The 14,809-nt window shown below is 35.0% G+C and carries 7 protein-coding genes; all 7 read right to left on the reverse strand.

The window, feature by feature from the left end; genetic code table 11:
- Positions 1 to 242 precede the first annotated feature (242 nt).
- A complete protein-coding gene (locus tag BLR17_RS01565) occupies positions 243 to 1,025 on the reverse strand; it encodes a gluconate 5-dehydrogenase (RefSeq protein ID WP_066328309.1) in 783 nt (260 codons plus the stop codon).
- A 105-nt stretch (positions 1,026 to 1,130) separates the two neighbouring features.
- Positions 1,131 to 3,146, reverse strand: a complete 2,016-nt coding sequence (locus BLR17_RS01570; protein ID WP_066328308.1) for a DUF2264 domain-containing protein — start codon at positions 3,144 to 3,146, stop codon at positions 1,131 to 1,133.
- 30 nt (positions 3,147 to 3,176) lie between these two features.
- A complete protein-coding gene (locus BLR17_RS01575) occupies positions 3,177 to 5,639 on the reverse strand; it encodes a glycoside hydrolase family 2 TIM barrel-domain containing protein (RefSeq protein WP_245683102.1) in 2,463 nt (820 codons plus the stop codon).
- Between the two features lie 152 nt (positions 5,640 to 5,791).
- Positions 5,792 to 9,847 carry an FG-GAP-like repeat-containing protein gene (locus BLR17_RS01580; protein ID WP_066328307.1) on the reverse strand — a complete coding sequence of 1,352 codons (4,056 nt, stop codon included), beginning with the start codon at positions 9,845 to 9,847 and terminating at the stop codon, positions 5,792 to 5,794.
- Positions 9,848 to 9,948: 101 nt separating this feature from the next.
- Positions 9,949 to 11,364 carry a glycoside hydrolase family 30 protein gene (locus BLR17_RS01585; protein ID WP_217635882.1) on the reverse strand — a complete coding sequence of 472 codons (1,416 nt, stop codon included), beginning with the start codon at positions 11,362 to 11,364 and terminating at the stop codon, positions 9,949 to 9,951.
- Between the two features lie 139 nt (positions 11,365 to 11,503).
- Positions 11,504 to 13,447 (reverse strand): glycoside hydrolase family 127 protein, encoded by a 1,944-nt coding sequence (locus BLR17_RS01590; protein WP_066328306.1) that lies wholly within the window; start codon positions 13,445 to 13,447, stop codon positions 11,504 to 11,506.
- Positions 13,448 to 13,609: 162 nt separating this feature from the next.
- Positions 13,610 to 14,809: a hypothetical protein gene (locus tag BLR17_RS01595; protein WP_066328305.1), complete on the reverse strand. Its 1,200-nt coding sequence runs from the start codon at positions 14,807 to 14,809 to the stop codon at positions 13,610 to 13,612.

The following is a 14,809-nucleotide window of genomic DNA, read 5'->3' on the forward strand; positions in this document are numbered from 1 at the left end:
AGAATATGGTTTATTTTTCGTTTATTGGTTGAGAAAGCAAAAATAGAAATAAAGCGCATTAAACTATACCACTACCTACCAGTTTTTAAAAATAGCCACTAGATTAATTAAAGCTGTAACAATAAAATATAAAAAACACCTGCAAAAAATTTTACAGGTGTTCTTTAAATCTTTTTGAACTAAATAATACATAGTCCTTATAGAACTATTTCATATTTTATTAATTCGAATAATTAGCAAAATTACTCATTAGCAGGCTTACCAATGGTAGCTAAAATTCCACCGTCTACATAAATCACCTGACCATTTACAAACTTACTTGCATCAGAAGCCAGGAAAACAGCTGTTCCAGCTAAATCTTCCGGATCTCCCCAGCGTCCTGCCGGAGTTCTGCTAATAATAAAATCATTAAATGGATGACCATCCACTCGAATTGGCGCCGTTTGTGAAGTTGCAAAATAGCCCGGACCTATAGCATTTACCTGAATATTGTATTTTGCCCATTCGGTTGCTAAATTTCTGGTCAACATTTTCAGTCCTCCTTTTGCAGAAGCATAAGCGCTCACATTGTCACGACCTAATTCGCTCATCATTGAACAGATATTAATAATTTTTCCTGATTGACGTGCAATCATTCCTTTAGCTACCAATTTAGACATGATAAATGGACCAACTAAATCCACATCGATTACTTTTCTAAAATCAGCTACCGGCATATCAATAGCCAAAACACGCATGATAATCCCGGCATTGTTAACCAAAATATCAATTTTACCATGATTGGCTTCCATTGCTGCCACCTGTTTTTCGGCCTCTGTCTCATCGGTTACATCAAACACATATCCGGTTGCTTTGAAACCTTTCTTCTTGTATAATTCGATAGCTTCATCCAACGGTTCTTTGACATTGTTTGTAATAATTAATTCGGCTCCCGCACTAGCCAATCCTTCGGCCATAGCCATCCCTAATCCATGGATTCCTCCAGTTACTAAAGCCGTTTTTCCTTCCAGGTTAAATAAATTCATTGTTATTGGTTTTTTAAATTATTTGGTTGTTATTTTTAGTTTACCCTTATTTTAAAAAGGATGGAAAATTACAAAATATAGTTTTATTTTTATCCAAAACTATTATTATTTAAAATCAACCCGTATAATTTTACCACTATTAAATTGAATACTAACGCCTACATCTGTTTGGTTAATACTTCTCACCGGGAGTAATTCTTTATTTTTCCATTTTTCCCCTGATTTTTTCCAAAGCATCAAAGTAGCATAAGTATTCAATCCTTTATCTTTAGAAGCAGTATTAGCTACAAGATTAATTACAGAACTTTCATTGCTTTCCGGATGCAAACCTTTTGTATTAACTACTTCTGATTTCCCCCATCCTAATAGAGAAACCATCGCTAATTGGTATTTACCGTTATCAATAATCGTTACCTCGTGACCTTTTATTTTTCTTTTTTCAACTCGAATTTCCTTATCCAATTTAGGCAAAGCATAATGCCCCAAACGCATAGAAACAACTTTATCTGAATTATTTTTATCTACTCTCAAAATTCCGTTAGCCAAAGGAATATCGGCCAGACTGAATTTGATATTCTCATCTGTTTCTAAAACCACATCACGGTAATAAACTTCGTTTTCAAACTTTTTAAAAGTGTACAATCTAAAAGCTTCCCAATTATTTTCTTTGTTTTTTATAACATAATTCATCGCCACTTCCCCATTCGTTCCATCAGCCTGCCAGGGAAAAGCACTACTGTAAGACAAACGATTATAATTTTCAGTGGAACGGAATTTTTGCCAGTCATTTTTCACCTTTTCGTGGCACCAAGCCCTAACTTCAGAAGCGCCAATATTGGGATAATCGGTAATTAAAATATTGGAATCTCCCTGGTATTTATTATAAACCGCATCTTTTTTAAACTTGGTATCCCAATCACCATTATTTTCTTTAGCAGTCCAAAAAGGATTGTTATCAGGAACCAATAAAGCCAAAAATGCTTTCCCCATCCAATACACACTGCCTCTGCAGCTATAAACCTGAACAGCAGGTTCAAAAGCGCCGTAGAAACCTAGTGTAGGCACCTTATCCTTCATAAAATCAGGATGGGTAAAAAACTGCTTAATTACCCCGGAAGAAATTCTGCGCATCCAACCATAGTTAGTATTTCCGTCATTTTGAAAACCCATCAAAGGAAAAGGAATAATCGCACCGGTTCTGTAACTGATACTTCTGCCCCACATAATCATTTCCCCATTTTTACTGAATAAATTAGGATAATTGTATTTCAAGTCGCTAAAATTTTGTTCAAACTGAGCAGCAATCTCCGGATAATGTATCTTCCCGAAATACTCTGACCAAATCATCCCGTACATCTGAAAAGCCCACATACTGTAATAATCATAAGCCGGACTATCGTTGTACCAACCATTGCCTCTATAAGCTTTAAGAGATTTTTGCAAATACTCCAAAAGTAATTTCTCATTGACAACATAGCCTTGTTCTTTGAAAAAACTTAACACAAAAACATTAAAAAACTTCCAGTTAGAATCTACAGTTGGACCATCTCCATAGCTGAGCATAGTTTTTGCCAATTTATCTTTTTGTTCCTGCGGTAACGGATTCCACAAAACTTCAGGATTAGTAAGCATTGAAACAGCCAATGCCCCAAATTCTACTAATTTCTGACTTGCTCCTCCGTTTTTAGAACGCGGCTCAATATAAGAGGCACTGGCAGGATCAGTCAATTTTGCTATTTGACACCTGTAATAATCGGCTACTTTTATATTATTAATAACCAATTCCGGATTTTCCTTCAATAAAGGCGAAGCGATAAACAACGTCCTGCAAAGCCCTTCTAATTTCTCTGTTGAAACCTGTGCTTCATTTACAGGATAACTCTTCCCTTCCTGTTTGGGAAATTTCATCGGATCATCTAAAGAATGTACGTAACTAAAAGCTCCTTCAAGCAGGTACATCGCCGCATCTTTCCAGTGCTGCTTAGTCATTCCGGTATAAGGACTCAACTTATAATCGGGATTTACTATTTGAAAAGCCTCATTAGTTGTCGCTTTTTGTTGTGCAAAACAAGTCAGATTGCACGAGATTACTAACAACAAAAATGTTTTTAATTTATTCATATTTTAAAATTTGTCTTAACTCTAAAAAATCTATTTAACTGATTTAATTTTAATTTTTCCTTTGGTCAAAGCAGGCGAACTAACCTCAATTGCTATTTCACCCCTATCCTTAGTGCTCTTTACAATAAGCAAAGCTTTTCCTTTCCAGGCTTTTCTTTTATTAGCCATATACAAATCGGTATCTTTTAAATTGGCATTATCTACCCCCGCAATCACTCCCGCCCCCGATATTTTAAATGTAAGTTGGTTCTCTGCATTTGGGTCAATATTCCCTTCTTCATCAGTAATATCAACCGCAATATAAGATAAATCCTGACCATCAGCTGCTATTTCATTTCGGTCAGCAGATAATTTTATTTTAGCTGTCTGTTGAGCCGTTTTTAAGATTGTTGTTTCTGCTTCCTTATCATTTTCTAATCCAACGGCTTTTAATTCTCCTGCAATATAAGGAATTATAAAAGTGGCTTTAAACTCTTGGCTGAGACCAGTTTCTTTTTCTCCAATGACTTTGTTATTTAGATACAGCCTTACTTTAGGATATTTCGAGTAGACCTCAACCTCAATATTTTTTCCTTCATGACCGGGCCAGGTCCAGCTTTCCCAAGTAGGCCAAACTGCCCAGGAAGTCAGTTTAATTTGACCACTTTCAGGATTAGGTTCGCGCACTGCCATATACAATTTCTCAGCATTATTATACAGCATGCTTCGGTAATGAGAAATCGGTTTTCGCCATCCTGTTAAATCCACATCGCCACAGTAAGCGCCATGCCAAGGATATAAATTTCCTTCCCAATGTTCTCCGGCTGGTTCTCCAGGGTAGACGTAACGCCCAATACCAGATTCGCCCAAATAATCCATGGCTGTCCACACAAAATCACCAATAATGTAATTGTGTTTTTGAACCAAATTCCAATTAGCGAAAGCATCCTTAGGATAGGATTCTGTTTGTACAATAACACGAGAAGGCACTCTTGTATGATCCGATTCGGCACGATGCAATTGATAATTGTAACCCGCTACATCATGAGCTGCCATTAAAGGATCAAATATTTCCCAGTCTTTAGTCCAGGTTGTCATTGCCGATGTTACGGGACGTGTTGCATCTAAATTACGAACCGCACTGGCTAACATCTTTGCCGTTTCAACCGCTTCCGATTTTGCTCGTTCAATAATTTCATTCCCTATACTCCACATAATGATAGACGGATGATTTCTGTCACGCAGAACCATCGATTCTACATCATGTTTCCACCATTTGTCAAAAATACTCGCATAATCATAGATTGTTTTTTTCTCTTTCCAGCCATCAAAAGCTTCATCAATCACCAACATTCCCAATCGGTCGCAAGCATCTAAAAAAGCTTCCGAAGGCGGATTATGGGAAGTTCTCACCGCATTAAAACCTGCTTTTTTCAGCAATTCTACTTTTCTCACTTCGGCACGGTCATAAGCCGCAGCGCCTAAAGCACCGTTATCATGATGTACACAACCTCCGTTTAGCAATGTCTTTTTACCGTTTAATACAAATCCTTTTTCAGCAGAAAATTCGATAGTTCTGATTCCGAATTGCTTTGTAACAACATCAACTGGCAAATCACCATCCTTAATTTTTCCGGCTTTCATGATTTTTATTTCTGCAGTATAAAGATCTGGAGTTTCCGGTGACCACAAAATTGGATTCTCAATTTCTATATTTTGTACAATTTCTTTTTCTTCACCAGCTTTTAAATCAATCCCAAGACCATTATCAGTACTCATCGAAATAGTTTTAGAACCATTTACTTTTTTAATAGAAATCGTTGTTGAAAAAGTCATTGTTTGCAAAGTTTCTGTATCATTTTTCACCATAGTTTTAACCTGAACTGTAGCTTTTTCATTAGTCACTTTTGGAGTCGTTATTGCCACTCCCCATTGTTTGATGTGAATTGGATTTCTTACCATCAACCATACATTGCGATAAATCCCGGATCCGCTATACCATCTGCAATTTTTTTGTTGCGAATTATCCACTTTAACTGCAATGGTATTTTGTTGACCAAATTTTAAATAAGAAGTCAAATCATATTCGAAAGATGTATAGCCATAAGGCTGCATTCCTACTGATTTTCCATTGACAAAAACCTCAGCATTCATATAAACGCCTTCGAAATAGATAGCTATTTTTTGGTTTTTCCATTCAGCAGGAACCGAAAATGTTTTTCGGTACCAGGCTGTTCCCATTGGATAAAATCCTCCATCGCCTCCGCTTGGATTATCTTTTTCTGATTTCCCCTCAATACTCCAATCGTGGGGTAAATCTAATTCCCTCCAATTCTTATCATCAAAATTCACCGAACTATTCTCAGGCGAATCTCCTAAAGCGAATTTCCAATCGGCATTGAACTTTTGATTTCTTTCAAATCCAACTTTCTTTTTCGTCTGAGCCGAAACACCATTCACCATTAAGAAACTAAGTAAAAACAAAGACGCTACAAATTGTATCTTTTTCATCATTTTTTTTCTTGTATTTATTTTAATTGGCTTATCTAAAAATATCAAAATTAAAACTATGTAATATATACTATTTCAATAACTGTTTCTAAAAACAGTCCCTAAGAAAACATCCTACACACCCTCTTTAAACTTGTTAATCAAATAATTAAGAATTACTTTTTAATTATTAATTTTTGATTATTTATTCCTCCATTTGAAACATTCAATAAATATACTCCCGCCGGCAATGTTCCCATATTAATTTTTGAAACAATATCTGCTGTATTCTTACTTATTATCAATTCTCCTCTCATATTATAAAGCATAATGCTTTTATCACTCTGGATTATCCCCGAGTTGATTGTTAATTCATCAGATACTGGATTAGGATAAGCAAAAACTTCTAATTCCTCATTAGAATTCACACCAATTTGGCCATTAAAATAAGATAATGAATAACCAAAAACTTCCTTAGCAATTTTCTCACCAATAAGTCTCCCTGGCATATCATCCTGCGGAGGATGAATTCCGCCCCAAATTCTTGACAAACTACATTGATCGGAAGCATCTCTATAAGTAGCCCATTGCAATATCACATCTTCAGATGGTCCTTCTTCAAAAACCAAAAATTCATTTTTACGAGCTACAAATTCCCCCATCCCTCCCGGAAAATAAGCATCTCCAGTCAATAAAGTCATTACTTCGGCTCCTGCTCTGGAATAAGTTGAATGCCCTGAAATATATCCGGCAAAAGGAGGCGTGACAAAAGATGGTCTTTGATAAGGCCACCAATTTTCGGCTAAAATCCAGCCCGCACCAGCTACATCCGCATTTGGATTTTTAATTTGAGTATGTCCTTTCCAACTGTATAATTTGATCTTACCCAGATTTTCATTATTTGTTCCAATTAATGGATCACCTTCTTTAACAACCTCAATGAATCCAGGTTCCAATGGAATTCCGGTTATATTATAATTAGGCAAATTAGGATCTGAACTTTGTCCTTTTGAAGCCATATAACGAATAGCCGAAATAGGCCGAATATAATCATACCACCCTTTTATTCCCCAAGCTGTTATAGCACAATCGTGCATAGCTCCTCCTAAAACAAAATACGTCTTAATATCCCAGTCTAAATCAGTTAAAATATTACCTGTTCCATTAAACCTCTTCTTAAAATACTTACTATCACTTACATAATTCAAAATAGAAAACCAATGCCCCGGAGGAGTTTCTGAATTTGGACCATCTGCCCAAAATTCGGCTAAAACCCTTGTATAATCACCTCTCAACACTTTTTGTTCTGCATATGGCTGTTTTGTATATGGATTAATAAAATATCCTTTCCCGACATCTCCTCCTTGTAATGCATTATAAAAATTAGGATATTCTAAATAATTTTTCGGCAATTTCGAGAAATCAATATTACCTAAAGATTTTGGTGAAATATCTATACGAACACCGTCTTTTGGGTCAAGATGCGAAGACCATTTAGCCACCATTGAAAATCCCCATTTATAAACTTCACTTGATTTTGTATTTTGGGTTAAATTCAAATTTGGAGGCATCCCGGGATCATGATAAACAGTATAAGCATTACCTGATTTTTCAAAAACATGCTTATCCGATTCATTAAGAGAAAAAGGAAAAACATTTCCCCATTCAGGACTTAAAAAACTTGGTGTGGAACCAGGTATTGAATTTCCATTTTGATCTATAAACGAATCAAATTTTAAAGGTTGCCACCTATTTGGATCAATAGAAGAAATAGAATATTCCGCCGGATTCAATAAATTCAGAGGCTGATTTACCGGTTGGTAAAATATATTTTTATATTGATTAGCTTCATTAGATCCGTCAACAAGACCATAATCTATAACTGTTTGTGCTATATAATTCCCTAAAGCTGCGGCATCACCATTTGAATAATCTACAGAAGTATAAGTAATATCATAACCCAATTTATTCATTAAAGCGTCAAAATTAGCCTGAGCAATTACTTTTCCCGGAGACTTACTAAAACGATGAGTCAACAATCGATATGCTGCATAGCTTATCGCTTTTTTTCTTGAATCGGTAACATTTTCAGAAGGCAAAAACCCTTTAAATTCACTTGTAAAACCATGAACTTCTTTTCCCAATAAATAGGTTTGGGCTTTATCATCAAAAACTGCCCAAGCATCATACATAGCCATAGATGTATGGAATAAATTTCGGGCATGTACTGTTGGCCTTGCAAAATCTTTTCGAATGGCTGCCAACAATGCTTCATTCCAAAGACGGGCTACAGAAAACTTAGTACTTGGATCAACAACTGGGGTAGAAGACAAATAAACATCTAATGATATTTTTTCACTAGAACACTTATTACTTTTTTCAGTTACCGATACTACACCCCGATTAGTTGTTCCCCAGCGCACTTTAATCATTCCACCCGTTCCTCCTTCTACTATTTCACCTCCCGAAACTTCCCAAATAGCAGTTGAAGATGCATCAATAGGATAGGTATAAATTTCCTCACTATTATATAAAACATTTATATTTCCTGATAATGTCTTGGATTTCAAAAGAAAACAACTTCCCGAGCTAATAGTTGCATAGGGATTATAATTACAGGAAGTTCTATCCATACAACCATGTATTTTCTTAGTTGGCTCAATAGGTAAAATCTTAAAACCAGCTCCCTCTTTGGCCTTGATTATTTTATCTATCTGTACGTTTTGATAAGTTTCAACTAATCCGGAAGGCCAGGTTATTTTTAATTCGACAATTTCATTAGCCGAACCAAAACCAAAATGAATCCCCTTTAAACTATGCGAAAGAAATCCTGACCCATAATTGTATCTATGAAATTGACCTTTGTTTGTTTTTACTGATACTTTTGCCCCTATAGCATCTCTGTTAGAAACAGTACCTTCTAAATTTATTTCCAACCAATGTAAATCGATTCTGGGATTTGTAAAATCAGTCATTTTATTTTCATAAAAAAAGGAAGCTCGATCATTATTGGTAACCAAAACATCCAAATCACCATCATTATCATAATCAAATACCGCTTGACTCACGCTTATACTGAGCTCTCCTAATTTAGTTTTACCAGAACTATCTTTAAATAAATACTCCCCGTTTGATACTAAATTTTCAAAATACTTATTGTTATCCGTAGAAGAGGAACCATACATAAATCCATTGACAACAAATAAATCTTCATCTCCGTCCAAATCAAAATCAGAAAAATTCACATCCCAGGCCCAGCCGGATTTATTCACTCCAAATTGAGTTGCCTCATTTATAAATTTTCCATTCCCTGTATTTCTAAATAAGGCATTTTGATCTATAGCAGACACAAAAAAATCGAAAAAACCATCACTATTATAATCTCCAACTGCAATTCCCATATCATCCTGAGCATGATCTAGTCCATACAAAATTGCCTGTTCATCAAATCCCTGGCCTTTATCATTAATAAACAAATCATTCTTTTGATTTGTATAATCATTTGCAACATAAAGATCCATCCAGCCATCATTATTAAAATCAAAAGGCACACTTTGATAAGACAATTTATTAACGGCGCCTCTAAAAACATTACTTACATCTGAGAAAGTACCGTTCCTGTTATTTTTATACAATTTATTACTGCAAGTGGTTGACCAAACATTAATATAAATATCCAAAAAACCATCATTGTTATAATCAAACCAAGTTGCACTTGTATTTAAACAGCCATTATATTTTTGAAATCCGACTTGCTCTGTAACCTCCACAAAAGTTCCGTTTGTTTGATTATGGAAAAGTTGTACTTTCGAAGTGTTTGTTAAAAACAAATCAGGAAAACCATCATTATCATAATCTCCCCAAAAAGCTCCATTTTTATATCCTGCTAATCCTGCAAAAGTTTCAGCAGCCTCAGTGGATGGAAATAAATTAACTAATCCTGAACTATTAGTAATATCAGTAAAAGTACCGTCATTATTGTTTCTAAATAAGCTACTATGACTTGAAGCCACACCATCTTCATCTCTTGCCTTAGCTACTACAAATACATCTAAATCGTTATCTCCATCAAAATCGGCAACAGCCACACCATTATTTTTTTCTAAACCTCCTAAACCAATTGCTTTTTCAATTCTATCAAAAGTTTGTGCATTTAGAAAATTCAGATTGATAAAACAACTGTAAATCAGAATAAATAAAGAATATCTAAAGCTTGGCTTATTTGACAACATAATTCATATATTTTAAAAATAAACTTAGATTACAACTTAGAAAACACATTACAGATAAGTTATATCAAAAACAAATAATCGCATATTTTGTCTTCAACTACTTAATTGTTAAAAACAAAAGTATTGATTGACTTACCTTTTAGATTTAAAGCTACTTTTTTATCATTTAACTCAAGTAATACAGCTTTACCTTGTTCGTCCTGATTCATTAGTAACAGAACAACTTCTCCGTTTGGGTTCACAAAAGCTAAATGATCTTTGCCTCCCGAAGTTTCAAGTCTGTAAGCATCTGGCAATACATAATGACTCAGATGTTTCATTAAATAATATTCCGGATTATACTTAACCTCTTTTGTCTCTTTGTTAACAGCTATCAACATATTCTGCTTCCATCCCCAGGTGCTTTTTCCTGTTTCGTCAAGAATCATATTCCAATACATATAGCTACTTGCTCCATTCGCAATATACTGCTGCATTAAAGACCATGTATATTCTGCCGACTTCCAATTGTTCTCTCCATTACCGCACTCTGATTCGGTTTGCATTATTTTATATCCGGGATATTCTTTGTGCAATGTTGCCACTGTATGTTTAGCATCCCACTGAAAGCCGACACCCTTGATGTATTGCGAAGCTTTTTCATCATTTAAAACAGTACGTGTAAAATTGGGATTAGAAGTATTAACCGTTCCTAACCATATCTCTGTTTTCAAACCGTCTTTTTGAAATTGTGGTCCTAAAAAATTCCCCACATAATAAGCAATATCTTCAGGACGCCAGGTACAACTTTGCCATTGTGGCTGATATACCGGTTCGTTTTGTACCTGAACTATTGAAACATCAATCCCTTCTTTAGCATAGGCTTGTACAAATTTTGAAAAATACAAAGCGTATGCCTGTAAATAACGCTCCTCCATTTTAAAAGCTGTAGCATTATTACGAATAAATTTTCCTTTATTATCAATCGGCATCGCATCATTATATTTTCCCATGGCATAATGATTATTTACTTTCATCCAGGCTGGTGGAGTCCATGGTGAAGCCCAAATTTTTAAATTAGGATTCTTAGCCTTTGCCATTTTTATATATGGAATTAGGATATAACGATCTCTGTCTATATTGAAATTCACCATATCAAAATCTTCGTATACGTCATTATACGAATAATAACTTAGTGAATAATCATTAGACCCCAGAGGCATTCGGCAGAAATTAAAATTCATACCCTCTTTAGTAAAGAAATCTGTAATTATATTTTGTCTTGTTTTTTCATCCAAACTAAGTAAAGCTTCATAACCCATTTCATTAAAACAGGCTCCAAATCCATCCATTTTTTGCACCTTTTTATCAGGATAAATAATAATATCTGCCTTTTCACCTGAATTCTTAAAGCTTAAATCAGTACCTTTTTTCCATGGTTCTTTTTCAGTAGTATATTTCCATGTTACCTTTTGAGCGTTAACCCCAAAAGTAATGGACAACACACTTAAAAACATAAAAAGATTTTTTCCTGTCATTTTTTTAATCTTTAAAATTATATCAAAATTCATTTTGTAATTTACTATTTGTTTAACTTCTCATTTAACATTCGGTTTCCATTATTCAGCCATAAAAACAAACTACACTTTTTTAAAAGACAGAAGTTGTTATTATAAATCATTTCGACTCCTTCACCCATACTTTCATTTCCCCAACACCTCTGTTAGACCAGGAATAATAAGGTATAAAATTCCATTCTTTTTGTGCATCTTTAGCAATTATCTCATTGATTCCACCCAGCTTATTTGGATTATAGTTTATTTTGAAACTTTTTGCATCAAAATTCCCATCATAAGAATCCGAATTGTCAATTTTTTCCAAACAATACATCAATGGGCCATACTGTATGGATGTTTTCCCTTTATCATCTTCTATCAAAGGATTGGCTGTAATATTTCTCACTTCCATCGGTATATTTAAATCAATCTTATCTCCCCTTTGCCAATTTCTGTGAATTTTGATATAGCCACCCTCAACTTTATAGTCTACCTTCTGATTGTTAACCAATAATTTTACAGAAGTAGCAATTGAATTTTGGTAACCGTAAAGTTCAGAAGGAAATGCATTGGTAGCCCAGTCCGGAATACGAATTTTCATTGCAAATGTTAACTTTGATTCAGGATTAACGGCAATTTTTACATTCCCGTCAAGCGGATAATTAGACGTTTGGGTAAGATTTATATTTGTCTTTCCAAAAGGAATTCTGGCTTCATTAGCAATAAATAAATTAACAAAAATACCTTCTTTGTCTACATCATAAATAAGATTGGAAACAGAAGGAAGAAAGCGAATCATATTAGTAGGACAACAAGGACACTCAAACCATCCGGCTCTTGTTAAATTCCCCTGATTAAACTTATAGACACCATCGGATTCTAATGGATTAGGATAAAAGAAACATTTTCCATCTAATGAAACACCCGATAACAATCCATTATATAAAATACGTTCCAAAATATTATAATACTTTGCTCCACCAAAAAGTCGAAACATACGATCAGCCCACATTACCCCGCCTATGGCAGCACAGGTTTCGTTATAAGCAGTCAGATTAGGCAACTCATAATTTTTTCCAAATGCCTCTCCGTTATGTTTGGCACCAAGTCCGCCTGTCACATACATTTTTCGGTTTACCATATTATTCCAAATATTTTTTATAGTCTTCTTATAGCGTTCATCACCACTTATTGCTGCGACATCCGTAACTCCAGCATAGTAATACACTGCACGAACCGCATGACCCACCGCTTCATCCTGTTCAAAAAGCGGTTTATAATCCTGCCAGTATTCACCTCTTGGTTTACGATGTTCGGAAGTACCACGTAAATCAACAAATTTTTTAGCCATATCAAAGTATTTCTTCTTACCTGTAATTAAATATAATTTAATAAGCCCTGTCTCAATAATTTCGTGTCCCGGTACATCATAATTGTTGGGGTCACTAAAAACCTTAACCACTAAATCGGCATTTTTCAAGGCTATATTTAAAAAATTACGCTTGCCCGTAGCATAAAAATGGGTAGCAGCAGCTTCGTATAAATGCCCTGCATTATAAAGTTCATGACTCATACTCTCATTATCCCAACGTTTCTTACAATCACCCACCCATTTAGCCGGAGGAGCAGCAGGATTTATTGTTCGCCAGGTTGTTAAATAGCCGTCAGGTTCCTGACCACGTGCTATAATTGAAATGTATTTGTTCAGTAAAGCATCCAACTTAGCATTAGGGGCAGACATCAGTGTCAATGAAGCTCCTTCTATTATTTTATAAGGATCGGTATCGTCAAAAGGCATTTTCCCATTTACTTTTCCCGTACCACCTTTAATCACTTTTTCTGCGATAAGAAAGTTTTCAAAAATGCCCGTTTCTTCACATTTTGCAAAAGCAACGGGAATGGTTACTTGCTGTATCTGACGAATTTTCGGCAGCCAAAAATTGTCCGTCAACCGCACATTGCGCATACCTACTTTTTGTACAGGATATTTTGCGATTTCTAATGATTGCGAGAATGTAGTTAGGCCCGAAAGCATTCCTACTATGATTACAATAATCTTTTTCATTTTTTATTTTACAATATTTTAAGAGGATACTATTTTTATTTAGTAATGTGAAATTATTAAAAAAAACGTCAGTTCGATTTCAATATGATACCATAGAAATCAAACTGACGAAAATTTACAATGAAAAACAATTTTATCCCAAAAGTTAAATTTCAACAAAAACTAATTACTTGGCATTCCATCTGTCTTCATACCCTGTAAAATTAAAGCATTCATCATATAGAGAAAATCACTGCCATCATCCTCCCATGATCCATTAATTCCATAAGGCCAAAAATGAGTATTATCTCCTTTTACTACAGCATTAGGATCATTTGTCATCATTTTAAGTATTTCGTTAGCTCTGGTACCATGCCAAGTACCTGCGTACATCAATTCCCAATATTTCGCATGTTGCCCAACTCCTACTGTATGAGCCATTTCATGCATAGCGGTACCTGCTTTTTGATAGGCTGTATTAGCTCCCATATTAATCCAACCGGCAAAATTAGCATCGGCTGTAGGGGTTCCCGGTGAATAATTCACCGTAACATTTTTTACTATTGAAGTAAAATTATTGTAATATGTTGTTGCCAAATCAAATGCTGCCTTTATTCGATTCACAGTTGCAGCATCAGCACCATTTGGGATAAACGTATAGGTAAAATTACCTTTTTTGATAGTGCTTATTACGAATTCTTCACCATACAAAACCTTCAAAGGTGTAACTGCATATGGTCTGACATAGTACAATGTTTCAGGTGTCAAATTAGAAATACGTTGTTTAAACTTACTCTCCACCGTACTCCTGGCAATTTTGTTATTCGCAACGGTAGGCTCTTTTACAGTATTATATACCAATCCTATTTCCTGAATAGCTAAATCACCGTGTTCTTTCAACTCTACATCAAAAAATAAATCTTGTGCACCGGCTACTTTAATTGCTCCTAAAACCAATAATGGCGAAGCTAAGTCTTTAGTTTTAAAACTTATCTGATTACCATAAGCAACCCCTTTTTTATTTACTGCATAAGCTCTGGCATAATAAACTGTCCCTCCTTCAAGATTTGCAAGTTCTGCTTTGAATTCACCGGTCCCCTTAACAACACTTGCAATACTTTTTGAACCCTCATAATTAGGATTAACCATTGTTCCATAACACACTCCTCGTTCTGTAACGCTGGTTCCCCCATTGTTTTCAATTACCCCCCAAACAACAGCCTGCTTTGCCGCAATTTCTTCCGCCTCATTTGTTTTTAAAGTTGCTAAACTACCTGTTACATTATCAGGTTCTTCCACCTCTGAGCCATCTGAAGAACTTGCAGATGAACAAGACCATACTATAAAAACTAACAACAGTAATACATCAATACTTTTTCTCAT

Source organism: Flavobacterium glycines (assembly GCF_900100165.1).
Classification (GTDB): domain Bacteria; phylum Bacteroidota; class Bacteroidia; order Flavobacteriales; family Flavobacteriaceae; genus Flavobacterium; species Flavobacterium glycines.